This window comes from Methyloceanibacter caenitepidi, assembly GCF_000828475.1.
GTDB classification, from domain to species: domain Bacteria; phylum Pseudomonadota; class Alphaproteobacteria; order Rhizobiales; family Methyloligellaceae; genus Methyloceanibacter; species Methyloceanibacter caenitepidi.
The window spans coordinates 3,101,487-3,128,373 of the sequence record NZ_AP014648.1 but is presented as its reverse complement, the minus strand read 5'-3'; the positions used below and the strand labels follow the sequence as shown (position 1 = coordinate 3,128,373).

General features: G+C 63.1%; 25 protein-coding genes and 1 pseudogene. 18 read left to right on the top strand and 8 right to left on the bottom strand.

Annotated elements, in window-relative coordinates; translation table 11 throughout:
• The first annotated feature begins 94 nt into the window (after nucleotides 1-94).
• On the top strand, nucleotides 95-1,555 hold the full coding sequence (locus GL4_RS15035) for an SLC13 family permease (protein ID WP_045368708.1): 1,461 nt from the start codon (nucleotides 95-97) through the stop codon (nucleotides 1,553-1,555).
• Nucleotides 1,556-1,820: 265 nt separating this feature from the next.
• Entirely contained in the window at nucleotides 1,821-4,613 is a 2,793-nt protein-coding gene (locus GL4_RS15030) for an AsmA family protein (protein ID WP_045368706.1), read from the top strand.
• Nucleotide 4,614: 1 nt separating this feature from the next.
• Here GL4_RS15030 and GL4_RS15025 read toward each other — a convergent pair whose 3' ends face one another.
• A complete protein-coding gene (locus tag GL4_RS15025; protein ID WP_244462634.1) occupies nucleotides 4,615-5,142 on the bottom strand; it encodes a DUF1579 domain-containing protein in 528 nt (175 codons plus the stop codon).
• 179 nt (nucleotides 5,143-5,321) lie between these two features.
• Between GL4_RS15025 and GL4_RS15020 the strand changes: the two genes are divergently transcribed.
• From GL4_RS15020 to GL4_RS16985, 3 genes are all read left to right on the top strand, one after another.
• Entirely contained in the window at nucleotides 5,322-5,582 is a 261-nt protein-coding gene (locus tag GL4_RS15020; RefSeq protein WP_082025708.1) for a PepSY domain-containing protein, read from the top strand.
• 183 nt (nucleotides 5,583-5,765) lie between these two features.
• A complete protein-coding gene (gene ykgO / locus GL4_RS15015) occupies nucleotides 5,766-5,891 on the top strand; it encodes a type B 50S ribosomal protein L36 (protein WP_045368701.1) in 126 nt (41 codons plus the stop codon).
• A 119-nt stretch (nucleotides 5,892-6,010) separates the two neighbouring features.
• Nucleotides 6,011-6,793, top strand: a complete 783-nt coding sequence (locus tag GL4_RS16985) for a tetratricopeptide repeat protein (RefSeq protein ID WP_156137642.1) — start codon at nucleotides 6,011-6,013, stop codon at nucleotides 6,791-6,793.
• 109 nt (nucleotides 6,794-6,902) lie between these two features.
• On the opposite strand, the gene pyk is transcribed toward GL4_RS16985, so the two are convergent.
• Entirely contained in the window at nucleotides 6,903-8,342 is a 1,440-nt protein-coding gene (pyk, locus tag GL4_RS15005; protein ID WP_045368699.1) for a pyruvate kinase, read from the bottom strand.
• A pseudogene (locus tag GL4_RS15000) lies at nucleotides 8,342-8,761 on the bottom strand (DUF1036 domain-containing protein); the annotation flags it as partial. The gene pyk and the pseudogene GL4_RS15000, both read right to left, overlap by 1 nt.
• A gap of 290 nt (nucleotides 8,762-9,051) precedes the next feature.
• Between GL4_RS15000 and GL4_RS14990 the strand changes: the two are divergent.
• The 3 genes from GL4_RS14990 to GL4_RS14980 all read left to right on the top strand — a co-directional run bounded on the left by GL4_RS14990 (nucleotide 9,052) and on the right by GL4_RS14980 (nucleotide 10,542).
• A complete protein-coding gene (locus GL4_RS14990) occupies nucleotides 9,052-9,834 on the top strand; it encodes an N-formylglutamate amidohydrolase (protein WP_244462633.1) in 783 nt (260 codons plus the stop codon).
• A 14-nt stretch (nucleotides 9,835-9,848) separates the two neighbouring features.
• The gene (locus GL4_RS14985) at nucleotides 9,849-10,094 is read left to right on the top strand and encodes a DUF1244 domain-containing protein (protein WP_045368692.1); all 246 of its coding nucleotides are present in this window, start codon (nucleotides 9,849-9,851) and stop codon (nucleotides 10,092-10,094) included.
• A 184-nt stretch (nucleotides 10,095-10,278) separates the two neighbouring features.
• Nucleotides 10,279-10,542, top strand: a complete 264-nt coding sequence (locus GL4_RS14980; protein WP_045368691.1) for a DUF2312 domain-containing protein — start codon at nucleotides 10,279-10,281, stop codon at nucleotides 10,540-10,542.
• A 48-nt stretch (nucleotides 10,543-10,590) separates the two neighbouring features.
• Here GL4_RS14980 and GL4_RS17850 read toward each other — a convergent pair whose 3' ends face one another.
• The 3 genes from GL4_RS17850 to GL4_RS14965 form a co-directional block, all read right to left on the bottom strand.
• The gene (locus GL4_RS17850) at nucleotides 10,591-11,922 is read right to left on the bottom strand and encodes a peptidoglycan L,D-endopeptidase MepK (RefSeq protein ID WP_052464661.1); all 1,332 of its coding nucleotides are present in this window, start codon (nucleotides 11,920-11,922) and stop codon (nucleotides 10,591-10,593) included.
• A 344-nt stretch (nucleotides 11,923-12,266) separates the two neighbouring features.
• On the bottom strand, nucleotides 12,267-14,189 hold the full coding sequence (locus GL4_RS14970; protein WP_052464660.1) for a L,D-transpeptidase family protein: 1,923 nt from the start codon (nucleotides 14,187-14,189) through the stop codon (nucleotides 12,267-12,269).
• 23 nt (nucleotides 14,190-14,212) lie between these two features.
• Entirely contained in the window at nucleotides 14,213-15,721 is a 1,509-nt protein-coding gene (locus GL4_RS14965) for a sigma-54-dependent transcriptional regulator (protein WP_045368689.1), read from the bottom strand.
• A 309-nt stretch (nucleotides 15,722-16,030) separates the two neighbouring features.
• Here GL4_RS14965 and GL4_RS14960 point away from each other — a divergent pair, with 309 nt between their 5' ends.
• Nucleotides 16,031-17,932 carry a M3 family oligoendopeptidase gene (locus GL4_RS14960; RefSeq protein ID WP_045368686.1) on the top strand — a complete coding sequence of 634 codons (1,902 nt, stop codon included), beginning with the start codon at nucleotides 16,031-16,033 and terminating at the stop codon, nucleotides 17,930-17,932.
• Nucleotides 17,933-17,937: 5 nt separating this feature from the next.
• Nucleotides 17,938-18,531: a DUF6790 family protein gene (locus GL4_RS14955; RefSeq protein ID WP_197539046.1), complete on the top strand. Its 594-nt coding sequence runs from the start codon at nucleotides 17,938-17,940 to the stop codon at nucleotides 18,529-18,531.
• A 35-nt stretch (nucleotides 18,532-18,566) separates the two neighbouring features.
• Here GL4_RS14955 and GL4_RS14950 read toward each other — a convergent pair whose 3' ends face one another.
• A complete protein-coding gene (locus GL4_RS14950; RefSeq protein WP_197539045.1) occupies nucleotides 18,567-19,037 on the bottom strand; it encodes a DUF411 domain-containing protein in 471 nt (156 codons plus the stop codon).
• A gap of 42 nt (nucleotides 19,038-19,079) precedes the next feature.
• Nucleotides 19,080-20,021, bottom strand: a complete 942-nt coding sequence (locus GL4_RS14945) for an endonuclease/exonuclease/phosphatase family protein (protein WP_045368685.1) — start codon at nucleotides 20,019-20,021, stop codon at nucleotides 19,080-19,082.
• A gap of 107 nt (nucleotides 20,022-20,128) precedes the next feature.
• Here GL4_RS14945 and GL4_RS14940 point away from each other — a divergent pair, with 107 nt between their 5' ends.
• The 8 genes from GL4_RS14940 (at nucleotide 20,129) to GL4_RS14910 (ending at nucleotide 26,887) form a co-directional block, all read left to right on the top strand.
• Nucleotides 20,129-21,568, top strand: coding sequence for an ABC1 kinase family protein (locus tag GL4_RS14940; RefSeq protein WP_045368683.1), 1,440 nt, complete (start codon nucleotides 20,129-20,131; stop codon nucleotides 21,566-21,568).
• A gap of 101 nt (nucleotides 21,569-21,669) precedes the next feature.
• On the top strand, nucleotides 21,670-22,149 hold the full coding sequence (locus tag GL4_RS14935; RefSeq protein WP_052464658.1) for a DoxX family protein: 480 nt from the start codon (nucleotides 21,670-21,672) through the stop codon (nucleotides 22,147-22,149).
• A gap of 4 nt (nucleotides 22,150-22,153) precedes the next feature.
• Nucleotides 22,154-22,600: a cupin domain-containing protein gene (locus GL4_RS14930; protein WP_045368682.1), complete on the top strand. Its 447-nt coding sequence runs from the start codon at nucleotides 22,154-22,156 to the stop codon at nucleotides 22,598-22,600.
• Nucleotides 22,601-22,612: 12 nt separating this feature from the next.
• Complete coding sequence (locus tag GL4_RS14925) at nucleotides 22,613-23,530, top strand: VOC family protein (RefSeq protein ID WP_045368680.1); 918 nt, start codon at nucleotides 22,613-22,615, stop codon at nucleotides 23,528-23,530.
• A gap of 135 nt (nucleotides 23,531-23,665) precedes the next feature.
• Nucleotides 23,666-23,809: an aa3-type cytochrome c oxidase subunit IV gene (locus tag GL4_RS17630; RefSeq protein ID WP_244462632.1), complete on the top strand. Its 144-nt coding sequence runs from the start codon at nucleotides 23,666-23,668 to the stop codon at nucleotides 23,807-23,809.
• Nucleotides 23,810-23,922: 113 nt separating this feature from the next.
• A complete protein-coding gene (locus GL4_RS14920) occupies nucleotides 23,923-25,065 on the top strand; it encodes a Re/Si-specific NAD(P)(+) transhydrogenase subunit alpha (protein WP_156137641.1) in 1,143 nt (380 codons plus the stop codon).
• On the top strand, nucleotides 25,062-25,478 hold the full coding sequence (locus tag GL4_RS14915) for a proton-translocating transhydrogenase family protein (RefSeq protein WP_045368678.1): 417 nt from the start codon (nucleotides 25,062-25,064) through the stop codon (nucleotides 25,476-25,478). Before GL4_RS14920 ends, GL4_RS14915 begins: the two co-directional genes overlap by 4 nt.
• A 14-nt stretch (nucleotides 25,479-25,492) precedes the next feature.
• Nucleotides 25,493-26,887 (top strand): NAD(P)(+) transhydrogenase (Re/Si-specific) subunit beta, encoded by a 1,395-nt coding sequence (locus tag GL4_RS14910; RefSeq protein WP_045368675.1) that lies wholly within the window; start codon nucleotides 25,493-25,495, stop codon nucleotides 26,885-26,887.

Below are 26,887 nucleotides of genomic sequence, written 5' to 3'. Positions count from 1 at the left end.
TCCGGCCACGATCCGTGCCCAAAGCGGGTACGGACGATTTCAGCTGTGGCCCGAAAACGTTTCGCGGCACCTGAGCGAAAGGCGGTCGCGAAACATGCTTGAGCCCGATGACGGCGGTGCCGGCCGCAAACTGCATCAACTGGTGGGGCTGGTACTTGGCCCGGTCGTCTTTACGGCCTGTGTCATCAGCTCCGCGCCGGAGGGATTGTCGGCCGCGGGCTGGTCCGTTGCGGCTCTGGCCTTATGGATGGCCATATGGTGGGCCACGGAGGCGGTCCCGCTCTTCGTGACGGCGCTTCTGCCGCTGGCCGTCTTGCCGCTTCTCGGTGTCGAGGGCATCGACGGGGCCGCGGCGCCGTTCGCACATCCCGTCGTGTTCTTGCTGCTGGGCGGCTTTCTGATCGGCCTCGCGCTCGAGAAATGGAATCTGCATCGGCGTATCGCCTTCCACATTATTCTCGCGGTCGGTAGCCGTCCGCTCAACCTCATCGCGGGCAAGATGCTTGCGACAGCCTTCCTGAGCATGTGGATCACGAATACGGCGACGACCATCATGGTGCTACCCATTGCGATGTCGCTCATCGCCGTCGTCGCACCGGACGGGAAACGTGCGCATGGCGAGGCGGCTAATTTCGGCACCGCCATGATGCTCGGCATCGCCTATGCGGCCTCCATCGGTGGCATGGCCTCGCTCGTGGGCTCACCGACAAACTTGCTGGCCGCCAGCTATCTGGAGGAGGTCTTCGGCATCGAGATGACGTTCCTCGACTGGATGCTGTTCGCGCTGCCGATCTCCGCCATGCTTCTCGTGTGCGCCTATCTCATCCTGACGCGGCTCGCGTTTCCCGTGTCCAACCGCCTCGGTAGGGTCGATCCGGGGCTTGTCCAAGGGATGTTGCACGCAATGGGGCCGATGACGGGTCCTGAAAAGCGCGTCTGTGCCGTATTCTCCACGGTCGCGCTGTGCTGGATCGTTTCACCGTTGGTCGAAGACCGGCTCGGATTCGATATCTCCGACACGGGCATCGCGATCATCGGCGCGATCGCACTCTTCGCCATCCCGGCGCATTGGCCCGACCGGACCTTCCTTTTGGATGCAACGGCGGTACGCCGAATTCCCTGGGAGGTTCTGATCCTGTTCGGTGGCGGGCTGAGCCTTGCCAAGGCTATCGACACGACTGGTCTTGCGGCGTGGATCGGGAACGGCCTGTCCTTCTTGGATGCCATGCCGCTGTTTGTACTGATCTTCGGCGTGACGCTGCTCGTGGTCTTATTGACGGAGTTGATGAGCAACACGGCGACTGTCGCGGCCTTTCTGCCGATCGCCGGCAGTCTTGCGCTCGGGACGGACGTGGCGCCGCTTCTGTTCGTGATGCCGATTGCCCTCGCGGCGTCATCGGCCTTCATGCTGCCGGTCGCGACCCCGCCGAACACGCTTGTTTTCGGTACGGGCTACGTCACCCTGCCTCAGATGATGCGCGCCGGCGCGCTGCTGAATTTGTTCGGAACGGCGATCATCGCGGCCGCCGTGACGCTGGCCGCGCGGTTCCTTTAGCGAGATGGCGGGAAGTGGCCCGGCCAGGAGCCCATTCCTGTCCGGGCCGAAACGCCTTTATTGTTAACTTCCCGTTCGGTTTTGAGCCCTAAAACGCTAGCCCCTCAATTGTTAACGAGGTGTTAACGCCGAGGCGATCCGTCCACAGCCTTCGCCGTGACGGCGGCGGGCCGGCCCCCGGTTCTGATGGCGCAAGGCCAATGGCCTTGCGCGCCCATGGTATTGGGATAGGCTCGCCGCTCTTGAACCGTGGCGCCTTCTTCCCATGAGCCTTTCATCTTTTCTCCGGACGATCCTCCAAGTCGGATTTGTTTTGCTTCTGATCCTCGCCATTCCAGTGGCGGGACTTATGTTGATTTCGGCCGGCCCCTTCGAAGAGGTGCGGCGCAAGGCGGCCCAGCACTTCATCAGCGAGGCGATCGATGTGCCGGTCGAGGTCAAAGGACCTGTCGAAATCGGCATCAGCCTCGAGCCGAAAGTTTCTCTTCGCGATATCGTGGCCGTTGAGAACCGCTTGCCGGCGGACATGAAGGATTTGTCGGTCAAGGCCGTCGTTGTAGAGATCCCGCTACTGCCGTTGTTGACGGGTCACCTGGATTTGAGCGGGTTGACTGTCGATGGCCTCAAGGTTGCGATCGACATCCCGCAAGGACGCGGCACCGGAGTGCAGGGCATCCAAGCGATTGCCGGATTTGTCGGCAACGTCGTGCATTCGGGCTCCTCCAGCGATTTCGAGATGCGCGACACCTTGATCGACATCACCGATCAGGAGACCGGGTTCAAGATCACCTATGCGTTCGATGCGGTCGTCAGTAAGGCAAGAGACGACGGGTCGATCGTCGTCGACGCGAAGGGACGCATGAATGGAGAGCCCTGGAAGTTCAGCGGTGATGTGAAGCCGCGGATGGATGGACAGAAGCGGACATTCGACTTCTCCGTCGACCATCCAGGCCTCGTGGGAGCTCTGTCTGGCGACTACGTCTTCGGTTCTGCTGGTGATGTGGTCGATGTGAAGGTGACGGCAGAGGTGCCCTCGCTGCAGCAATCCCTCGAGCTCTACGGCATCAAGGGCGAGCTGGACGGCTCCAGCGACTTCTCCGGCCGGATATCCGGACCGCTTGAGGCCCTGAAGCTATCGGACGTGGAATTCACGACCAGCTTCGAGTCCGGCGACGCCTACACGCTCTCCGGCGGCATTGACGATCTGACCGCCATGAGCGGTCTCGACCTGACCTTGGACGGTAAGATCAAGAAGCATGATCCACCCGACAGCCAGGTCTGGCCGTTCCTGAAAGTCGGCATCTCTGGTTTCTCGGGCAAGCTGAAGGGCTCTCTGGACGGCGTTATGGTGCGGGATCTTACCATCGACACCACGGCCATTGACACGACGCTCAGCACGCTGGGACCGATCACCGCGGAGCGTCTGTACAAGGATAAAGATGGTCGTCTCGGAATCTACGATGTTGTCATTCTCGCCGGCGATACGGAACATCCGGGTCTCCGCATCACCGGCGACGTGAAGGACATCATCGACTTCAAAGGCGTGGACCTCAAAGGCGTTTTCGATATTCCGACCACGGAGTTCTTGGATCTCGCTGTGAACAAGGACGTTGCCGGGCTCGGCCACTTTTCCGGTGACTTCGAGGTCTCCGATGCGGATGGATCGTTGGGACTTGAGGCGCTTTCGGCAAGAGTGACGGACAGCAAACTGCTGTCGCTGTCGCTCGATCTCTCCTACGACGACGTGAAGGCGGGAGACGACTTCGACCTTGCCACGCAACTCGACATTCCGAGCTTCGAAGCCTTGGCCGCCGCTCTCGGATCGGACGCGGCCGATGTGGGGCAGGTCAAGTTCGACGGCACCGTGTCGGGCGGCAAGAACAGGCTCAACCTGGCCGGGACGGCGCTCGCGGGCGAGACAACGATCAAGGGCGTGCTCAGCGGGGTCGTCAAAGACGGCAAGCCGTCGCTTTCGGGCAGTCTGTCCTCGCCGCTGCTGCATCTGTCGGACGTGAAGAGACTTCACGCGGTCGGTACGACCTATCTGCAGAACGTCGATGACAAGGATCTCGATGTCGTCGACTACAGCGACATGTGGAATGACCTCCCGGTCGACCTGGAGATCGACGTCGCCGAGATCGCGGGCGGCGGAACCGATGCGAGCAATATCAAGGGACAGGTGACGTATCTTTCGGGGATCGTGGGGCTCGACCCGCTGGCTCTCACCTATCTCGGCGGTCGGGCGACGACATCGGGCAAGATCGACACGGTCAAGAAGCCGACCAGTTTCGCCCTGAAAGGCAACGTGGACAGTTTGGCGATCGGCACGATCCTGAAAGAGATGAAGGTGAATTTCCCGGTGCGCGGTACGCTCTTTGTCGACTACGACCTGACAGGCGCGGGCAATACCATCGCCGAGATTCCCGGCTCACTCGGCGGATCGGCGCGTTCGTCTTTGCGCGACGGCTGGATGGGATCAGACTTGATCAATCTGACCGGCATGAGCCTGCCGGCCTGGCTTCTGTCGCGCGAACGCGGCGGTGGTACCGAGCTTGTTTGCGTCGTAGCGCCGTTTGCCTTCAACGAGGGCCGGGGCACCACGCGCGGTCTGGTGCTCGAAACGCGCGAGGTTCAGATCGCGGGCGTGGGCTATGTGAACCTGCGGCGGGAAACTATCGATCTGCGGTTCAAGCCGCAGCCCTTGCGGCGGGAACTCATCCAGGTCACCCAGCCCTTCGCGATCCAGGGGAACCTCTACCATCCGACGGTCCATCTCAAAGGCGTACCGGTGTTGAACGCGCTAGCCGGATCGATCGCCTTTCCGTTCAACGCGCTCGACCACATCATTCAGCCGCGGCTTGGGGAGGTTCGTCACAAGCCTTGCCAGGTGATTCACACGGCGATGCCCGAAGAGGGCGGTAGAGAGCGCCGCCAGGGCGGCCGCGGCCCGCTCGGTCTCGGGATCCTGGGAGGCGAGGGGCCAGCCAGCCGTGCGCGCGAGCAGGGCCGCGGACGCGAGGCTCCCCGCGAGGGGCTGTTCGGGCGCGAGCGGCGCTAGGCTATTTTTTGCGGCGGTAGTGAGCCGTCATGAATTCGAACCACGCCCCGCCTTCGCCGGGCATGCGCGACTTCAGGGTCCAATGATCGTCGCTCTCGATCTCGATGATGTCCTGATAGGGGACCAAGGAGCCGTCGCCTGAGAAGCTCGGGCCTTCCGTGTCGAGCGTGAGAACCTTGCCGGCGGCGTCCAGAGAGCCGTCATAAATCCATAAATGGGTCATGCAGGACGCGACGAAGCTGCCGACGAAGCGTTGCTTCTGCGGATCGTAGCCGAGCGTGATGAGACTGTTGACGGGCGTCCCGTCCGGGGCGTCGCCGGATCCATCGCACAAGATCCACAGCCCGCCGAGCGACTGGACCGACGTTTCGCCGATGCTCTTCATCGGAGGCTCGCCGGGGCCCATGATGCATTCGCCTTCGAAGTTCCAGTCGCCGATCAGCCGATGTAGCCAATCGTGCTCCTTCTGCGGCGTGGGCATCGCGCAGGTGTCGTTGGCGGCTTGTTCGCCAGTCGTCGTCTCAGTCATGACTTCGATATTCTCCAATGCCGTACAAAAAAGTATGTCGACTATGCTGGAACACTGCGATGCCGCTGACGTTAATGCATACATGTTGTCCTGGAAATATTCAGCGTTGTTTTAGGAAAGTCTTCTACTAAGAGGGCGCGATCCCTATATCCGGGACTGGCCAACAGGAGGAACGAACTATGCGGATTTTAATTACGGCGTTTGCTTTGATGTTTGCCATGACGACGGCGTCCTTCGCCACCGACGAGGCGCTCACCGAGGAGCAGGTCGAGGGCGTTCAGACGGCGATCAAGGCCATGGGCTGCACCGTCGAGGATACCGATATCGAGATGGAGAAGAGCGGCTACGAGGCCGAGGATGTCGTCTGCGAGGACGACGTGCAGTACGACGTCTATCTCGACAAGGACTTCAAGGTCACGAACAAGGTCAAGGAAGACTAGTCTTCCAGACCATTTGAGTGGAAGACCCCGGCCCCAACAGGGCCGGGGTTCTTTTGCCGTTGCCCAGGCGCTGCCGGCAAGTTGACAGCAGGGCGGCGTGTTCTTATGGTCCGGCTCAATTTTCGGGCGGCTCTTAACCAAGGGCCGCCCGGACTGTTTTTCAGCCGAAATGGATGGCGTGAGATGAAAATCAAGAATTCTTTGAAGGCCCTGGTCAAGCGCCACCGGGACAACCGGGTGGTCCGCCGCCGTGGCCGGCTCTATGTGATCAACAAGACCAACCGCCGCTTCAAGGCGCGCCAAGGCTAGCCTTCGAGGCGAACCTGAGGCTGCGACCTTCATGGATTTGCCCCCTTTCCTCGCGGTTCGGGGGCGCCGATGCGGAAAAGCTTTGACGGGGCCCTATCGGGCCCCGTAATTTTTTGCCCATGAGACTTCCGGGTCAGAAACTAGGTCTGTGTTTGCTGGGCGTGGCGCTGCTCGTGCCTGCGCCGGTTTTCGCCGGGCCGCCCACCGTGCTCGCGCAGTTCTTCGAACAGTTCGATGACGAGGCTGGGCCTCCGCCTTCGGAGGATCCGGGGCTCGGGGGTCTCGACTTCGAGGACATGGAAGAGAGCGATCTCGGCGCCGGGCCGGAACGCGTACCGGGCTGGGCGTCGGGCGAAGCCCCAGGCGAAGGGGAAGAGGCCATCGCGGGCGCTGTCCCGCCTGCGTTCGACCCCGCCGAACGGCCGGTCTTGCTGGAGGGGCTTTACGAGCGCCTTGCACAGGCCAAGAGTTCGACCGAAGCCGAGCCGATCACCGAGGCGATCGAAGAGCTGTGGGCCATGAGCGGCAGCGACACGGTCGATCTTCTGATGAGCCGCGCAACACAATTCGCCAACGACTCGGATGTGGACCTGTCGCTCGCGGTTCTGGATGCCGTCGTGGACATCGCGCCAGACGAGGCGGAAGCATGGTACCTGCGCGCCAAGGTCAATGTGCTCGCAGGCAAGCCCGAGCGCGCGCTGTCCGATCTCCGACGGGCGCTGAATCTGGACGAGAAGCACTACAGGGCGATTACGGATCTCGGGCTGGTCTTGGAACAGCTCGGTGCGAAGAAAGAAGCGCTGAAGGCCTACCGCCAGGCGCTGGCGGTCAATCCCTACTTGGATGATGCCCAGGCTGGGGTCGATGCGCTCTCGCGCGAAGTCGAAGGTCAGGATATCTAGCCGAGCCGCCCAACAGCCGCGCCTGCCCACGACTTCTGCCGGAACATCTCTCTATCCCAGCTGCGTTGCCGAGCCGCGCGGTTCGCCGCGATAGGTCCTTCCGCCCGCGCTACGGGATATCGATGTCTTCAGTGGGATCGACCTCGGCGATGCGCAAGAGATTGGTCGCCCCCGACTTTCCGAGCGGGACGCCGGCGGTCACGATCACTTGCTCGCCGGCTTTGGCGAAGCCTTCCTGATATGCAATGCGGCAGGCCTTGGCGACCATATCGTCGAGGCTGATCGGATCGTCCGCAAGGACGCAATGCTGCCCCCACACAATGGTCAGCTTCCGCGCCGTTCGAGGGATCGGCGTCAAGGCCAGGATCGGCTGCTGCGGCCGCTCGCGCGCGGCGCGCAACGCTGTAGCGCCCGTGGCAGTGTAGCAAACGATGGCGGCCAGATTGAGCGTCTCCGCGACGGTCCGGGCCGCCGCCGAAATCGCATCCGCGCCTGTCGCCTGCGGATCGATGCGTTGAGCATGGATGATGGCTGCATGCAACGGATCGTGCTCGACCTCGATGGCGATCCTGTTCATGGTGGCCACGGCATCGACCGGATATTTGCCGACCGCCGATTCCGCCGACAGCATCACGGCGTCGGCGCCTTCGAACACGGCCGTGGCGACGTCGGAGACCTCGGCCCTGGTCGGAACGGGGGCGTAGATCATCGATTCCAGCATCTGCGTTGCGACAACCACCGGCTTGCCCGCATTGCGCGCGGCCCGGCTGATCTGCTTTTGCAGGCCAGGAACCTTCTCGACCGGCATTTCGACGCCAAGATCGCCGCGCGCGACCATGATCCCGTCGGCCAGGTCGACGATTTCCTTGAGGTAATGGACCGCGGTCGGCTTCTCGATCTTCGCCATGATGGCGGTGCGTCCGCGGCTCAGTTCGCGCGCCTCTTCGATGTCGGCGGGGCGCTGCACGAACGAGAGCGCGAGCCAAGACACGCCGATCGAATTGGCGCATTCGATGTCGGACCGGTCCTTGTCGGTCAGCGCGCCGAACGGAAGGACGGTATCGGGCATGCTGATGCCCTTGCGGCTGCCGAGAAGACCCGAAGTCAAAACCTCGGCGTCGATGCGCACGTCGGACGCTTCCACCACGCGCAGCTTGAGCTTGCCGTCGTCGAGCAGCATCGTATGGCCGGCTTCGACGGACTCGAAGATTTCCGGATGGGGCAGGTGAATGCGGCCCAGTCCGCCGACATCCTCGCGGCGGACAAAGCTCACGACATCGCCTTTGGTCAGACGCATCGTCCCGGATTCAATCTTGCCGATGCGAAGCTTCGGACCCTGAAGATCCACGAGAATTCCGATAGGGCGCGAGAACTCCGACTCCAGCTTGCGGACGATGCCATGCACTTCGCGCAAGCCGTCATGAGTCGCGTGGCTCATGTTCACACGAAACACATCGGCGCCCGCTTCGAACAGGCGCCGCATCGTATCTTCGTTGGTGGAGGCAGGACCGAGCGTGGCGACGATCTTGACTCGTCGGTTTCGCCTCATTGGTTCTTTGCTTCGCCTTCTGGGTCCGTCAGACGCACTGTCCAATCCCTCTCTTCGCCCGTATCGACCTCGAAGAAGCCGGTGCGTTTATGCCCGCGCTTTTCGCAGTCGGTTGTGTTGCGGATGGTGAAGGACTTGTCGTCCGTGCACATATAGAGGCCGCCCGCCCATTCACCGCCCCGGTCATAGTCCACTGCGTGGATGTAGTAATAGCGGCCTATCAGCACACCCTTGAGCAAAGTCTCGCAGGTGTGCGAAGCAATGTTCCACCAGCCCTCGCTGGCCCAGCCCTCGGTGTCCTTGTAGCCGATCGCGACGCCGACACGGCTCGCGGTCGTGTTGCACAACTTCAGGTCTGCCTTCGCGGATGAAACGCCGGTCCCCGTCACGATGCCAAGCGCGGTGAGGACGGCCGCCATCGTGGCCGCGGCGGACCAGCGGCGTAGGGTGGCCCAAACGGGCGTGGCGTTTCGTATCACGTTAGAAGTAAACATCGAAATCTCAGGGTCTGGAGTGGCGTTGGACCAACTCCGAACAGTAGCCTCGAATAGGTTGCATTTCACTGACTGGCAGGGCTCGATTATAAAGCTGGGGCAATAGCCATAAAACACCACCCCACTTTGAGGTAAATGTGTCGCGGGCCTATCGTCGTATCGTTGGGCCCTACCGCTTTCAGGAGTTCAGTCTGGATACTTTGATACAAGAAGATTTGAGCGAGAAGCCATACCGGACCATCGAAGGGGATGTAAAGCTTGGTCTTTTGCTCCTTTGTGATCATGCCCAGAATCGCGTGCCCGAGGACTTGCACACCCTCGGACTGCGGCCCGAGGACCTTCACCGGCATATCGCCTTCGACCTCGGCGCAGAGGGCGTCACGCGGTTCCTGGCCGAGATGCTGGGCGCGCCGGCGGTCATCAGCCAGTTCTCCCGTCTCCTCATCGATCCGAACCGTGGCCTGGACGACCCGACGCTCATCATGGAGGTCGCTGACGGGCTCGTGGTGCCCGGCAATGTGCGGCTGAGCCCGGAGGCGCGTGAAGAGCGGCTCGACCGCTTTTATCGCCCTTACGATGCCGCCATCGGCCGGGCCGTCGACGCCGGGATCGAGGCGGGCAAGCCGCCGGTGATCCTATCGATCCACAGCTTTACCCAGGCCTGGAAGGGGCATCCGAGACCCTGGCACGCCTCGGTCCTTTGGGACAAAGACCCACGGGTGCCGCTGCCGCTGCTCGAGAAGCTGGGGACGATCCCTGATGCGGTGATTGGCGACAACGTGCCGTATTCCGGTCAGCTCAAGGGCGATACGCTCTACCGGCATGCCACGGCACGCGGGCTTGCCCACGCGCTGATCGAGGTGCGCCAGGATCTGATTCTGGGCGAAGAGGGGCAGGCGGAGTGGGCCGCGCATCTTGCGCGCGCGGTTTCGGACGTGCTCCAGTCTGCGGAAGGGCTGCATCGGATCGAGAACCACGGATCCCACACAGGCGACTGAGAGGCAGGTGCGCGATGGACGAGACGACGAGAACGGAGATCGAGGCCGCGGCCTTCCGGCGGCTGGTGGAGCACCTGCAAGAGCGGACCGATGTCCAGAATATCGATTTGATGAATCTTGCAGGCTTTTGCCGGAACTGCCTGTCCAGGTGGTACTTGGAGGCGGCGGACGAGCGGGGCGTGCCGCTCGACAAGGACGAAGCCCGGGAGATCGTCTACGGCATGCCTTACGAGGAATGGAAGGCTAAGTACCAGACGTAAGCGACTTCTGACCCCAGCCGGTATTATCAATAAAAATAAGTAGTTAGGGCGGCGGCAGCGCGCCGGGTGGCGCGCGGCTTTGGATAAGCGGGAAAAGCCGGGTGTTGCGCCTTGCCGCCCGTTCCGATTCGGCCCCAAGCTCGCGACTTCATCGAACCATCATAAAAGCCTTGAGGAACAAACCGTGCAGCTTCAGACATCGGCCAAAGATCAGCTTCGTGCCTTCGTATCCCGTATCGAGCGGCTGGAGGAAGAAAAGGCGGCGCTTTCCGCGGATCTGAAAGAGGTCTACGCGGAAGCCAAGGGCAATGGATTCGACGTCAAGGCGCTGCGCAAGCTCATCAGCATCAGGAAGCAGGACGACAACAAGCGCCGGGAAGAAGAAATGATCCTTGCGACCTATCTTCATGCGCTCGGCATGGACGAGGAGGAGTCCGAGGCGGCGTAGTTCGATGGTGCTGCGGGGCCGACGAGTCAGCCCTTCATGCGGCCTCGGCTAGCGGGCGGCGAGGCGCGTCGGGCCGTCTTTCGGGGCGGCGGCATAGAGGCTCGGGACGGCCGGCCCCGTCAGTGTCTGAATGCTGGCGAGGCCCAGGTAGCCCGAGCTGGGGCGCAGGCCGAAGTGGCTTGAACCGTCCATATCACGGAACATGTAGTCGACATTGCCCTGTTCGGGATGGGACATCGGGGCGACCTCGCGGTCGTGCGCCATCGAGGGGACGGCCATCAGTCGCGCGGTCTCGACCGCGACATAGGTCAGGTCGTCCGGATGGTCATCGTCGAAAGCGGGGGCATCGACCGGCTTGGCTTCCTGATAGCTCGGCACCTTGGCCTGGGCCGTGACAGCGCCGGCGCCCGGCTGCTGGCTCTGAGGCGGAATGGCCTGGCTGGCCTCGATCGGACGGGGTCTCTCGCGCGCCCAGGGCAGGGTCCCGCCAAGGCTTGCCAGCGCGAAATTGTTAGACGGCTTGTCCGGCTCCGGAATCTCCGCGTTTGCCGGTGCGAGCGCCATGGGTTTGAAGTCGGTGGGCTTGAATTGGGTGTCCGCCGCGGACGCGACCACCGGCATGGCCGCCGGCGGCTCTGAGAGCTGCGCCATGACCCGGACCGGGTTCGGCGTTGGCGGCGGCGTGAAGGTAGCGACGGCCGTGCCGCCCAGCCCTTGCGCCTGCGCGATCAGGACGTGGTCGACCATGCCCTTGGACTCGGCGCGGTCATAGTCCGCCTTGGTGATCCGCCGTCCATCGGACGGCACGTAGTCGGTCTTGCCGTCCGGAAACAGAGCCGCGAGTTCGAGTCGCGGCATGCGCGGCCACATGCGAACGTTGCCAACATCAACGTGGACGAAGGGGATGCCGGACCTCGGGTAGTAGCCCACGCCGCCCACCTCCTGGATGAGGGCGGAAGCCCGGAGTTTCGCCACGGGTACGTCCGGGAAGTGAATGTCGGAGGCCTTGCCCAAACAGTGCTGGCTGCGCCGCGCTTGGCCGCCGCCGGCGCGCCGAAGCTTTTCGTTGGTCTTAGGACTGCGGTAGGCGGAAATCAGGTGGATGGGTTCCTTGGAGCCCAGCCTTGTGTGCAAGGTCCAGATGAGATCGATCAGTTCCCGGTCCATCTTGGTCGGCTCGTTCGCGCGCCAATCGCGCATGAACCAGTTGAGCTTCTTGAGGGCTTCTTCGTCCCACACGCCGTTGCGCTTGTAGGTGACGGTGATCGTCTCCTTGGTGTGGATCTCATACATGGAAAGGGTGCGGTCTTCAGCGGAAGCAACCGTGATCTGACCGATGAGGCCCGCGGCGCCCATCGTCACGATTGCAGCGCGCAGCATGGCGCGGCGTACAAGACTCCCCCGAAAACGCATCCCCGTCTTTCCGTATACCCTCGCCGGCGTTATCAGCCGACTTTCCCCAATGACACCAGGCCTTTGCGGCCATCCTGTGCCGGAGTCGCGTGTGCCCCACTGCGACCTATAAGCAACAGTAAACAAATAAAATGAGCGAAAAACAAGGCAAAGCCCTTAACCGTAAACACGCACTTCCGAGCGTAGTTAACGATTTCTGATCGGCCAAATTGCGCGGTTTTTCGGGAGGGTGCGTGGCCGCCGGTGTTGGCGGCCAAGCGTGCTCCGCCCCCCAATGGGCGGAGCGAGTCTTAAAGGTCAGGCGAGATCGGTCAGTATCCGGTCCGTGCGAAGCGCGTGCCGTCGCGTCTCGGCGCCATTTCCGTCTGCCGCTCATTCTCGGCCGTTGCGGCGGGGCGCTTCACCGCCGCATAGTCCCGGCCGTTCTTGAGCAGGGCGGCGCTCATGCGGCGATCGTGGCCATACAGGTCCCCATAGGTCGTCACCGAGCCATCGTCGTTCACCCAAAGCGTGAAGTAGGTGATGTAGACGGGGATGTCGTTGTTCAGCGCCACGCGCTTGTCGTAGCCGGTGTTGAAGGCGTGTTGCGTTTTATCCGCGCCCCAGTTCCGGTCGTACTTCAGAAGGACGGCGGCGAACTCGTCCGGGTTCTGCACGCGCATGCAGCCATGGCTCTCCGCACGGACCGACTTGTTGAAGAAGTGCTTGTCCTGCGTGTCGTGCATGTAGACGTCATGCTTGTTGGGGAACACGAACTTGACGCGTCCGAGCACGTTCTTGGGGCTCGGCGGCTGGTAGAAGTGCAGCTTGCGAACATCCACGCGGCCCCAGTCGATGGCCTGCGGGTCGATCTCCTGACCGTTGTACTTGATGCGCAGTTCATGCTGCTGCAGCACGCGGGTGTCCCAGCGGCGGCCGTACCAGCCCCCGCCATAGGGGCGGATATAGGGCCGGATCTCGCCGGTCTTGATGGAGTTCGGCACATTCCAATACGGGCCAAACACCACCGACTTCATGTCGTCGGAGAAGATCGGCGTCGGCGTCTTCGTTTTTCCGACCACGACGCGGGTCGTGTAGACCGTCTCGTCCTCTTTCACCACGCGCAGCATGAACTCCGGCACGTTCACGGTGACGTAGAACCGGCCCTGATCCTGGGGCAGCCAGCGCCAGCGCTCCATGTTCAGGAGGATTTTCTTGATGTCCGTTGCGCTTCCGGCGTTGCGCAGGTGCGGATTGTTCAGGAGCCGCCGCGTGCCGGGGCCGACGACGCCGTCGGCCGCGGTGTTGTGCGTCTTCTGGAAGCGCTTCACCGCCTCGCTGACCGTTTCGTCATAGAGTTCGGGGTCGCTCCCCTGCGGCACGCCGAGCCGCGTCCGCAGCAGCGTCACTTGCGGGTCGGTGTCGCCGAGCCGTAGCAGGGGGCCGCTCGGAATCTGAATCTCGGGTTCCTTGGCGTCCGTGTCCGTATTGCCGCCGCGCAAGGCGAGGAGCTTCTGGCGCAAGGCTTCAAATTGCGGATGCTGCGGCTGGAAGCTGCGCAAATACGTGCCTGCATCCGGGCGGTAGGCGATCGACTGGATGACCTCGGCGGGCTTCGGCAGGGCGAGGGTCGGATCGAGATTGCGCGAGATGCGCCGGGGATCGATACGGCCGCCGCGGGCATCGCGGGCGTACTCGAGCACCGCGTGGCTGATCTGAATTTCCGCTTTCGCGAGCGCCTCCGGTGTGGCCTCGTCGAGTTTGCTCAGGTCCGGCAGTTTGTAGTCTGCCGCATCCAGGCCGTAATCATCCGCGCGGGCGATCTCTTCCATCGCGGACTTACCGCGGGCCGTCAGCCCGCGCCCGTCCACCCACAGAAGGGGCAGGTCCGGATCGGCGTAGTAGTCAACGAGCGCGGTCTTCTCGTCGGCTCGAAGGCTATCCGTAGCCGCACCGCCTTGCGATAGCTGCGCCTGCACTGCCTTGCGCAGAGGATCGGCGGGCTTGGCCGGCCCGGCGCTAACCGCTACCGGATCGCGGGTCGCCGGTATTTCGATGGCTGGCGTCTGCATCACGGCGCCGGGCGTGACGGGGCTCGCGCTCGCATCGAACATCTGCATGCGGAGGAACTCGGTGCTGCGCGGATCGGCGCCAAGCATCGCGGTGCTGGTCGTCCCGTCCTGTGCGGCGGCCGCGGGCAGGACCGGAAGAGTCGCGCAAAGAAGCGTCAGTGCAGTTGCGTAAGTAGCCTTCATGGCTCTTGTTCCCCCTTTCCGTCCTAGTTCGGCCGCGCTTCGAGTCCGATCTCCCGCATCTTGCGGTAGAGCGTGGACCGTCCAATGCCGAGCCTCTTGGCGATCTCCGTCATGCGGCCGCGGTAGCGTCCGAAGGCAAGCCGGATCATGTCCGCCTCGACATCCTCGAGAGATCGGATGTCACCGTTCGCGCTGAGGGCCGGGATGCCGACCGAGTCCTTGCCGTTACGAGTCGGAACGTGAATGGTCTTCGGCGTGTCGGCGGACTGGCCGAGCACGACCGGCCCATCGATGTGGGGAGTGAGATCCCTCGGCGCGGGGGCAGGCGGCACGGTCACCGCATAGCCTTCCACGTGTGCGGCGATCTGCGGGAACTCGCTGACCGTCAGCGTGGGCGAGTCCGCGAGCACCACGGCGCGGAACACCGCATTCTCGAGCTGGCGGATATTGCCGGGCCAGCTGTAACGCTGGAGCATGGCTTCGGCCTCCGCATCGGGTCCGTCGATGCGCTTGCCTTCCTCGGCGGCGAAGCGCGCCGTGAAGTGACGAATGAGCTCGGGAACGTCCGCCAGCCGCTCGCGCAAGGGCGGCACCCAGATGGGGAAGACGTTGAGGCGGTAATAGAGGTCCTCGCGGAAGCGGCCCTCTTGCACCAGCTTGATCAGGTTCTGATTGGTGGCCGAGATGAGCCGGATGTCGACTTTCACCGATTGCTTGCTGCCGACGGGATCGATTTCGCCTTCCTGAAGTGCGCGGAGCAGTTTGACCTGCGCATCCAGCGGCAGTTCGCCGATTTCGTCGAGAAACAGGGTGCCGCCGTCGGCCTCGACGAATTTGCCAACCCGCTTTTCGGTTGCGCCGGTGAACGCGCCGCGCTCATGGCCGAAGAGAATGCTTTCGACCAGGTTCTCCGGAATGGCGCCGCAGTTCACGGTCACGAAGGGCTTTGTCTTCCGCGCGCCTTCGCCCTGGATCGCGCGGGCAATCAGCTCCTTGCCCACGCCCGACTCGCCTTCGATCAGGACGGGGATATTCGATGAGGCGGCGCGCTGTCCGATTTCGATGACACGCTCCATGGCCTCGCTGCCGGCGATGAGATCGGAAAAGCCGAGCTTCCCGTCGGCGGACGCCTTCATGCGACTGATCTCGCCCGCCAGCGCTTCGATCTTGAGGGCGTTCTTGATGGAGACTTCGAGCCGCTCGGGGCTCACGGGCTTGACCACGAAGTCGACCGCGCCGGCGCGCATGGCCGCGATCGCGGCGTCGATACTGCCATTGGCCGTCTGCACGATGACCGGCGGTTTTTTCGGGAGGGAGCGCATGGCGCTCAGGACGGCCATGCCGTCCGTTCCGGGCATCACCAGGTCGAGAAGGACCAGGGAGATATCGCCGGCATTGCCGGCCTGCAGTTGAGCGAGTGCGGCCTCGCCGCCATCGGCGGATTGAACCTCGTAGCCGAACCGCCTCGTAATCTCTTCAAGAATACGGCGATGGGTAGGGTCGTCATCGACGACCAAGACGCACTTGGGCATGACGCAAAACTCACTGGTTACGCAAACAACTACTGGAGCAGGCGCCGATGAGGCCGATACACTTGAGGCTACGTGACCCCTGCTGTGCCAAAACAGTGCACTCGAAGGGTAAACATGTTCTTTATCGCAGTTCGATTTTGGGGAAACTGTTGCGAATGCGTAATTTTGCGTCCCACAACAAAGCGTTCTTAGGGCCTTGCGGGCCGCGCGGACGCTACCCAAACTAGGCGTAAGGAATCGACGCATTCGGGTGATAGCGAATCGCCTCCGGCACAACTCGCACCCCGTCAGAGAGGATTTTCAAGACTGATGCTGCCCCCCTGCTTTGCTCCCGGCCTGTTTCCCCATTTCTCCGCAACGTTCTCGCCCAAGGCGCTCGAAAAGGCCGGCGCCAAGCCGGGAGAGGGCGCCGCGCTCGGCGATTTGCCGGAATGGAATCTCGGCGATCTCTACGACGCCCCGGAGGCGCCCGCGCTCAAGGCCGATCTGGAAAAAGCCCGGCACGACGCCGAGGCCATGCATGAGCGCTATGCGGGCAAGCTCGAAGGGCTGCTCGACGGTGGCGCGGGCGGCGAGGCGCTTGCGGAGGCCGTTCGCAGCTTCGAGGCCTTGAACGACGTGCTGGGGCGGGTCGCCTCCTATGCCAGCCTGCTCTACGCCGCCGACACGACCGATCCGCGGCGCCAGAAGTTCTACGGCGACATCCAGGAGACGATCACCGCGATCTCATCGCAGCTTCTGTTCTTTCCGTTGGAGCTGAACCGTCTCGACGACGCGGCGATCGAGACGGCGCTCGCCACGCCGTCCTTCGGGCATTACCGGCCTTGGATCGAGGATCTACGCAAAGAAAAGCCCTACCAGCTCGAAGACAAGCTGGAGCAGCTCTTCCACGAGAAGGCAGTTACCGGGCGGGGCGCCTGGGACCGGCTGTTCAACGAGACCATGGCCAATCTGCGCTTCGATGTGGATGGCCAGGAACTGAGCCTCGAACCGACACTCAACCTTCTTCTCGATCCGAAAGAGAAGAACCGCAAGCATGCTGCCAAGGCGCTCGCGAAAGTGTTCAAGGACAATGTCCGGCTCTTCACGCTGATTACCAACACGCTCGCGAAGGACAAGGAAATCTCCGATCGTTGGCGCGGGTTCGAGGACGTGGCCGACAGCCGCCACCTCTCCAACCGTGTGGAGCGGGAGGTGGTCGATGCGCTGGTGGCGGCCGTGCGCGACGCCTACCCGAAGCTGTCCCACCGCTACTACGCCATGAAGGCCAAGTGGCTCGGCATGGAGAAGCTGAAATACTGGGACCGCAACGCGCCGCTGCCGGAGGAGCCCAAACAGATCATCGGCTGGGACGATGCGCGGGATACTGTGCTCACCGCCTATGGCGATTTCTCGCCGCGGATGGCGGAGATCGCCGGGCGCTTCTTCGACGACGGCTGGATTGACGCGCCGGTCCGCGAGGGCAAGCAGCAGGGCGCGTTCTCGCATCCCACCGTGCCGAGCGCGCACCCTTACGTTCTGCTCAACTATCAGGGCAAGCCGCGGGACGTGATGACGCTCGCCCATGAGTTGGGCCATGGCGTGCACCAGGTGTTGGCCGGCAAGCAGGGCGCGCTGATGGCGCCGACGCCACTGACGCTGGCCGAAACGGCAAGCGTGTTCGGCGAAATGCTGACCTTCCGGAAGCTGCTCGACCAGGCGCCGAGCGCCCGCGAGCGCAAGGCGCTGCTGGCCGCGAAGGTCGAGGACATGCTCAACACAGTCGTGCGGCAGATCGCGTTCTACAGCTTCGAGCGGCAAGTCCATGCCGAGCGGCGCGAGGGCGAGTTGACGAGCGAACGCCTGGGCGAGATCTGGATGGACGTTCAGCGCGAGAGCCTGGGGCCTGCGATCGAGCTCAAGCCGGAATACGAGACCTTCTGGTCCTACATCCCGCATTTCATCCACGCGCCGTTCTACGTCTACGCCTATGCGTTCGGCGATTGCCTGGTGAATTCCCTCTACGCTGTCTACGAGAAGGCGGATGCGGGCTTCGCCGAGCGGTATCTCGAGATGTTGTCCGCAGGCGGCACCAAGCATCACAGGGAACTTTTGAAGCCGTTCGGTCTTGATGCATCGGAGCCCCATTTCTGGTCCATGGGTCTCAAGGTGATCGAGGGCTTCATCGACGAGCTCGAAGAGATGGACCGGGCGGTGGTCGCGGAGGCTTAAGAGAGATGAGTCAGGTTGCGCTGGTTCCCCTTCTTGCTTGGGTCGCCGCGTTAGCCTGTTGGGGTATCGCGCTGTGGCGCGCTCCCCGGCCTCTACTGCGCTGGTTCGTATTGGACCGGGCCTTGCGCTACGTCTTCATTTTCCCGCTCGGACTACTGGGGATTTGGGCCTTCGTCGGTCACGTCCTGTTCCCCGCTCAGTCCGCAGCCGCGATTGGCTGGCCGCCGAGCCCGTTCCAGTTCGAGGTCGGGTACGCCAATCTCGGGCTTGGCCTGGCAAGCCTCTATGCGGCCTTCACGACATTCTATGCGCGGGTTGCCGTGGCGATCGCCGCGTCGTGCTTCCTGGTCGGCGCGGGGATCGGCCACGTGCACGACATCATGGCCTACAACAATCTGACGCCCGGCAACGCGGGTCCGATCCTCGTGACGGATTTCCTCACGCCCATGGCGGTGCTGGCGCTGTTGATCGCCTCCGCGCGGCGGCCGAAGCAGCGGCCCCGGTCGCCGGACTCCGCGGCACTCGAGGCCGAGATCGAGGTGGCGCGCGACGCCATGCGCTCCTATCGCGAAGCGCTCGATAGATTCGTCAAAAGTTAGGGGGCTTCGCTGGTCCCGGGCGCCACCGCAAGCCGTCAGTGCTGCGCGAAGACTTCCGTGCTGCCGTCCTTCTTCACGAGAAGAACGTCATAGGGTTCCGTCTTGCCGTCGGGCTGCTCCATGCCGGGGGACCCGAGCGGCATGTCGGGCACGGTGAGACCGATGGCGTCGGGCCGCTCCTTGAGCAGTCTTTTGATGTCGTCCGCCGGAACATGGCCTTCGATCGTGTAGCCGTCGATCCGCGCCGTATGGCACGAGGCGAGTTTCGGCCCGATACCGGCTTGGCTCTTGATGCGATTGAGCATCCCCTGGGTCGTGTTTTTCGCCGAGACGTCGAATCCGTTCTCGGTGAGATGGTCGGCCCATTTCTGGCAGCAACCGCAGGAGGGCGACTTCCAGACCTCGATGGCAGGGCTTGCTTCGGGCGCCGCATGGGCGGGTATGCCGGCTGCCAAGCCGGTCAGAACGAGGCTTGCGACAATGATGAGAGGACGCATCGAAAGCATCACGGGCTCCTTGAAGTGCGACGGCGCGGGGCGGCCCGCATTCTAGTCCACGAAAGCGATGTCGGCGACCACGGGCAGGTGATCGGACTCGAGCCGGCGGCCCACCGTCAGATTGATCTTCGTCAGCTGCGGCGAAACGAAGACATTGTCGATGGGCAGCACCGGCACCAGGGGCACGGCTTTCCACCGCACCGGCCAGGTGGGTGAGAACGTATTCAGTCTGCCCAATCCGGTCGCGGTGGAGAAATTATGCGCCTTTTGGGTCCATGGCGCCGCGTTGAAGTCGCCCGCGACGATGACGGGCCCAGTCATGGACCGGACAAATTTCGTCAAGTGTTCGAAATCGCTCTTCTGTTGCGACGGATAGAACGGCCGCGACATGTGCGCGCCGACGACGTTGACCTCGCGGCCACGCACATCGAGCCGGGCCCACGCCACAATTAGCGACTGCCAATAGGGTTGGCCCGGACGATCCAGGCGGCCTTTGTCCACGATGGGAAATTTGGACAGGATTACGAGCCCGTGCTTGCCCGCCTGTTGGGGAAAGGTCTCCTGCATATCCCGAAGGAAGTCCTCGTGCTTCCAGCGAATCTCTTCCAGCACGACCACATCGGGCTCGGTCTCGGCGAGAAACGCTTCGATCTTTTGCAGGTGGAGATCGCCCTTGCCCCACATGTTGAATGTCGCCACGCGCAAAAATCGCTCGGCATTTTCCGGCGCGCGTGCGGCCGCCCCGGAAAGGTTCGAGACCAACGTGGCGAGCGCGATGGCCAGAAGCGCGCCGGTCGTGACGATCAGCATGCGGCTGCGCAAGGTAAGGCTCAGGAGAAGGAGAACGGCGAGGCCAAGGGTGAGCAGAAGCAGGCCGTTGTTCACGATATCGAGCGCTGGATAGGTCTCCGCCAGCCCCCCTGCGACGAGGGCCACTGCCCCGAACAGGCAGCCGGCAATGATGGCGGCGTTGAGCATCTTCGAGTACGGCATGAAAATCTTGTTCCGGAAATGGCGTTCCGAGGATCGGCCATCGTGCGGGCGGGTTTGCGATCCTATATGTGGTGTATCCCATTGGAAGGGGAAGGGTTACGGAATTCATGAACGATTTGTCAGACCGATCGGGCGATGCGCCGAAGGACGGTCCCCAGTCCACGGATCGCGAAAAGAACCGGTTCAGCGCGCGGGCCATGCGCTATGGCCGGGTCGGCGCGAATGTGGGCGGCGTGGCCGCGCGCATGGCGGGGCGGCGCTTGTTCGGGCTCGATTCGGAGACCGAGAAGGAGGCTGCGGCGCTCGCAATGGCACTGGGCGGGCTCAAAGGCCCCATCATGAAAGTGGCGCAGCTTCTCGCCACCATTCCCGACGCCTTACCCCCCGAGTATGCCGAGGCCCTCGGCAAGCTGCAGAGCCACGCGCCGCCCATGGGCCGCGGGTTCGTCAAGCGGCGGATGGCCGCGGAGCTCGGCCCGGAGTGGGAAGGCAAGTTCGCCAGCTTCGATTACGAGGCCGCGGCGTCGGCTTCGCTCGGCCAGGTGCATCGGGCGGTGGCTCATGACGGGCGGAGCCTGGCGGTCAAGCTGCAATATCCGGACATGCGCTCCGCCGTTGAAGCGGACCTGGTGCAGCTCGGCATGCTCTTCTCCGTGCACCGGCGCATGCGGCCCGCGGTCGAGACATCCGAAGTGCTGAAGGAACTGTCGGAGCGTTTGCGCGAGGAGCTCGACTACCGTCGGGAAGCCCGCATGACCAGCCTCTACGGGGACATATTCAAGTCCGACGCGTTCGTGCGGGTGCCGGAGGTGTTGCCGGCACTGTCCACGGACCGTGTGCTGACGATGACGTGGCTCGAGGGGAGAAAGCTTCTCGAGTACAAAGATCACTCGCTCGAAGACCGCAACGCCATCGCGCAGGCCATGTTCCGCGCCTGGTGGTATCCGTTCAGCCATTACGGGGTCATCCACGGCGATCCGCATCTCGGCAACTACACGGTGTTCGAGGACGGCGCGGGCAGGGCAGCCGGGATCAACCTGCTCGACTACGGCTGTATGCGGACTTTCGCGCCCAAGTTCATCCAGGGCGTGATCGATCTCTACAACGGGCTCCTGCACGACGACCGGTCCTTGGTCGTACATGCCTACGAGACGTGGGGCTTCGCCGGCCTCTCCAACGAGCTCATCGACATTCTGAATATCTGGGCCCGGTTCATCTACGGCCCGATGCTGGACGACCGCGTGCGCACGATCGCGGACGACGTGGATCCGGGCATGTATGGGCGCAAAGAAGCCTTCCAGGTGCATCAAGCCCTGCGCGACAAGGGGCCCGTCACCATTCCGCGCGAATTCGTGTTCATGGATCGTGCCGCGATCGGGCTCGGCGGCGTGTTCCTGCATCTAAATGCGGCGTTGAACTTCCACGACCTATTCGACGAAGCCATCGCGGGCGTCGATGTCGGCACCGTTACGCAACGGCAGTCCGAGGCCTTCGCGCAAGCGGGCGTGCCGCTTCCCGGTACCGACGCGCCTGAGACAGTTTCCTGACAAATCCGCGACAAGGGTTGTGATTGCACGCGACATGCCCGAGGATTCGCCAACGACCTGACATTCACCGCAACCGAATTTCATCGGAAGGGGGGCTGGCGATGGATTGGCTGATCAACGATGCGCTGCCGGTACTGGCGCGCATCTTCATTGTCTGGATTTTTCCGTTCAGCTTTATCGACAAGATCATCAATCACGAGGCCGCGGTGAAGCAAGCGTCCTCGAGCTGGCTTCCGGGCGGTGCGGCGCTGCTCTATCCGGCCATGGCCGTCGAATTGCTGACGCCGCCAATGATCGTGTTCGGATTCTATGACGGCATCGCCGCGTTCGTCCTTGCCGGGTACTGCGCCATCACCGCGCTCCTGTTCCACAACTTTTGGAGCTATCCGCGCTTCTGGTCGTCGGACAGCGAGGGCTATCCGCATGTCTGGGACTTCTTCAAGAATTTCGGTCTCGTCGGCGGGCTGATCTTCGTGATGCTCGCCAGCGGGTTTTTTCAGAGCGCGGAGAAGGAGATCGAGGAGGTGACGATGCTGACACCGGAGATTTCGATCGTTGCCGGGGCACCGGAGGGCATTTGAATCCATGAAGGCGCCGACCCTCTCCTATTGGCACGTTTGGACGGGCGATGATGGGACGAGCCGTCAGACTCGATGCGCGCTCACGAATTTCGCCATGCAGAGCATGGGCGGGAACGCCGCGCCGCAATGGAACGCGGAAGTCTGCGAGTCGAAGGCCAACGTCATGGTCTGCGTGTTGCCGGTCGGATGGGTCGGCGATTGGCACGAGAATCCCAAACCTCAATGGATCATTCCCCTTTCGGGGACATGGTACGTGGAAACCATGGACGGCACGCGTGTGGAGATGGGGCCGGGCGAGGTTTCCTTCGGCGCCGATCAGCACACCAAGCCCGATGGGCAAGGGCACTACGGCCACAAGTCGGGCACCGTGGGCAAGGAGCCCGCGACGCTCATACTCGTGCAGTTAGACGATCCCCGTTTCCTCGCCGCGCGGCCGGGAGTTTTTGGATAAGGACGTTGCCGCATGCCTGTCACGCAGCTTGTCCGTGTCGACATCACAGTTGCCGATCTCGACCGTGCGGTAGGCTTCTTCCGTGACGGGCTCGGCATGGAGACCGGTCCGGTTCAAAGTTCTCAGGACGCGCGGTGGAATGCCCTTCTGGGGCTCGAGACCAGTACCTGCATGCGGACGGCCGACATTTGCTTCGACCGGGAAACTGTGAGGCTCGCGGCGTTCGATCCGCCGGGGTCGCCGTATCCCACCCCGCGCGCCTCGAACGATCCGTGGTTCGAGCACGTGGCCCTGGTGGCCGGCGATATTCACGCGGTGTGGTCCCGGCTGGAAAAAACCACGCCCGAGACGGTCACGGCAGGGGCGCCCGTGGTGCTGCCGCCCAATACGGGCAGCGTGACCGCGTTCAAGTTCCGCGACGCGGAGGGACACCCGCTGGAGTTGCTCTCGTTTCCGGCGGGGATTGGCGATCCCCGCTGGCAAAAGGGCGGTGCCGGCATTCGCGGCTTCGACCACACCGCCATCGTCGTGACGGACCTCGACCGCAGTCTGGCGGTCTATACCGAGCTTCTCGGGATGCGGATCGGAGGGCGCTCCTTGAATCAGGGGGCGGGGCAAGACCTCCTCGACGGTCTTCCCGGTTGCCTCGTCGACGTAGTGGCGCTCCAGCCCCAAGATCAGCCTACGCCTCATGTGGAGTTGCTACACTATCGGGAACCGCCGGGGCACGCGCCCCTCCCGCCGCCGCGTGCGAACGACTTGGCCTCGGCCCGGCAGGTCCACCGGGTGGAGGGCCTGGAAGCACTCGTAGAACGGCTGAAATCGGCTGGAACCGCTTTCGTCTCCGACGGTGCCGTGTCGCTCGCGGATGGTGCCATGGGAGCCGCTGTCCGGGATCCGGACGGGCACATGATCGTACTATTGGACTAGGCCCAAAGGGGTTCTGCTCGCCTGAGGATTATTGCGGCAGGCCGTCTAGTCTGCTATTTCCCCGTGATGCGACGATGTCGCGACGTGGCGCGAAACAGTTGCCAAGCAAAGATAAAGATTCAGGGGGACAGCCGAATGCACATCGATCCCAAAGAGGGCCACCCGGATATGGATTACGCCGAGCACCTCGGCACGTATAAGCTCTTCTGCGGGCTGTTTTTCTGGGGCACGCTTGCCTGTGTGGCAATTGTCGCGGGCATGGGCTTCTTCCTCACCTAGGCTTAAGGCCACCACGGATGGGAGGCACCTGATCCTCCCGCTCTTCTAGAACCCGACAGCGCTCGGCGCACCGCCATTGATGGATGGGTGCGCCCGCAGCAAAGGGAGCCAAGATGATTGCAATTGGCGTACCCGCAGAAGGCTCCGAGGAGCCTCGGATCGGCCTTACCCCCGAGACCGTCAAGAAGCTGGTGAAAGCCGGCGCCAAGGTCACGGTGCGGTCTGGCGCGGGGCTTCGATCCCATTTCAGCGACGACGACTACAAAGAGGCCGGCGCGTCAATCGCCAAGTCCGATGAGGACGCGGTTTCCGGCGCGGACGTGGTTTTCACCGTCCGGCGTCCGTCTGTGGAACTCGCAAAAGCGATGAAAAAAGGCGCTGCTCTGATCGGCATGCTGGATCCGTTCTCGGACACGGCCGGTCTTGAGGCGCTCGCAAAGACCGGCGTGTCGCTCTTCTCCATGGAGTTGATGCCGCGCATCACGCGCGCCCAGAGCATGGACGTTCTGTCCTCGCAATCGAACCTCGCGGGCTACAAGGCCGTGGTCAATGCAGCCGCCGAGTTCGAGCGGGCCTTGCCGATGATGATGACCGCGGCAGGTACGGTGCCGGCCGCACGCGTGTTCGTCATGGGTGTCGGCGTGGCCGGGCTCCAGGCAATCGCTACTGCGCGCCGCCTCGGCGCTATCGTGACCGCGACCGACGTGCGGCCTGCCGTGAAAGAGCAGGTGGCTTCGCTCGGCGCGAAGTTCATCGCCGTCGAAGACGAGGAATTCAAACAGGCCGAGACGTCCGGCGGCTACGCCAAGGAGATGTCGGACGAGTACAAGAAGAAGCAGGCCGAGCTTGTCGCCGAGCACGTCAAGAACCAGGACATCGTCATCACTACCGCGCTCATCCCCGGCCGTCCGGCGCCGAAGCTGATCTCGAAAGCGATGATCGAAAGCATGAAGCCGGGCTCCATCATCGTGGATCTCGCGGCGGAGCGGGGCGGGAACGCGGAGCTGACCAAGCCAGGCGAGGTCGCCGAGCACAAGGGCGTGCGCATCCTCGGCCAGTTGAACCTGGCCGGTCAGGTGCCGGTCAACGCCTCCAGCCTCTATGCGCGAAACCTTCAGGCTTTTATCGAGCCGTTCATCGACAAGGAAACCAAAGAGCTCGCCATCGATTGGGACGACGAATTGGCCATCGGTACGGCAATTGCCCGTGACGGGGCGATCGTCAACGAGCGGGTTGCCGGAGGGAAGACATCATGACGAATAAGACCCTTCTAACGGGGATCATCGTTGCCGTAGCGGCGCTTGCCTCCGATGCGCTTTTGGTGAGCGCGGCCTACGCCGCCGAGGCAGCGGAAGGCGGTGGCCACGATTTCATGTCGCAATTCTCGATCTTCGTGCTGGCGGTGTTCGTCGGCTACTACGTGGTCTGGAGCGTAACGCCCGCGCTGCATACGCCGCTGATGTCGGTGACAAACGCGGTCTCCTCCGTGATCGTCGTGGGCGCGCTGCTGGCGGTCGCGGTCGAGGCGGGAGACGCGGTCGCGTCGTCCGGTCACTGGCTTGCGAAGATCCTGGGTTTCGTCGCCCTGATCCTGGCCTCGGTCAATATCTTCGGCGGGTTCCTGGTGACGCAACGCATGCTCGCCATGTACCGGCGTAAAGACCGCTAGGGGGATCGCAGACAATGTCCTCCGAACTCGTCGCACTGCTGTATCTCGTTTCCGGCGTCCTCTTCATTCTCGCGCTGCGGGGATTGTCGTCGCCGGAGACCTCGCGCCAGGGCAACTACATGGGCATGGCCGGCATGGCCATCGCCGTGGCGACCACGCTGGCCGTGGCGCGCCCCGACTCGGCTCTGTCCTGGGGCATGATCATCGCCGGCATCGCCATCGGCGGGACGATCGGCGCCGTCATCGCGCGCCGCATTCCCATGACCGCGATGCCGGAACTCGTTGCCGCCTTCCACTCGCTGGTGGGTATGGCCGCCGTGCTCGTGGCCGCCGCGGCCTATTATGCGCCTGAAGCCTTCGGCATCGGGACGCCTGGCAACATTCGCGTGGCAAGCCTCGTGGAGATGTCTTTGGGCGCGGCTATCGGCGCGATCACCTTCACCGGCTCGGTCATCGCCTTCGCCAAGCTCTCGGGCCGCATGTCGGGCGCGCCGATCATTCTGCCGGCACGACATCTCATCAACATCGCGCTCGGCGTCGCTCTGATCGCCTGCATCGTGCTGTTCTGCCAGCAGCAGACGCCGCTCCTCTTCTGGGCGATCGTTGCGCTCTCGCTGCTCTTGGGCGTGCTCATCATTGTCCCCATCGGCGGCGCCGACATGCCGGTCGTGATCTCGATGCTGAACTCGTACTCGGGCTGGGCGGCGGCCGGTATCGGCTTCACCCTGGGCAACACGGCGCTGATCGTGACGGGCGCGCTCGTCGGTTCCTCGGGCGCAATCCTGTCCTACATCATGTGTAAGGGCATGAACCGGTCGTTCATCAGCGTCATTCTCGGCGGCTTCGGCGGCGAGACCGCGGGCCCCGCCGCCGGCGGCGAGCAGAAGCCGGTCAAGCTCGGCTCGGCCGAGGACGCGGCCTTCCTGATGAAGAATGCGGAGAAGGTCATCATCGTCCCCGGTTACGGCATGGCCGTCGCGCAAGCGCAGCATGCCTTGCGGGAAATGACCGACGAACTGAAAGAGGCAGGCGTCGAGGTCAAGTTCGCCATCCACCCGGTCGCCGGCCGCATGCCGGGGCATATGAACGTCCTTCTGGCCGAGGCCAACGTGCCCTACGACGAGGTGTTCGAACTCGAGGACATCAACTCGGAGTTTGCGCAGACCGACGTGGTCTACATTATTGGCGCCAATGACGTGGTGAACCCGGCCGCCGAGGACGATCCGACTTCGCCGATCTACGGCATGCCCGTGCTGCAGGTGTGGAAGTCCGGAACCGTGCTCTTCAACAAGCGCTCGCTCGCATCCGGTTATGCCGGCATCGACAACCCGGTCTTCTACAAAGACAACACGATGATGGTGCTGGGCGACGCGAAGAAGATGACCGAAGAGATCGCCAAGTCGATCTAG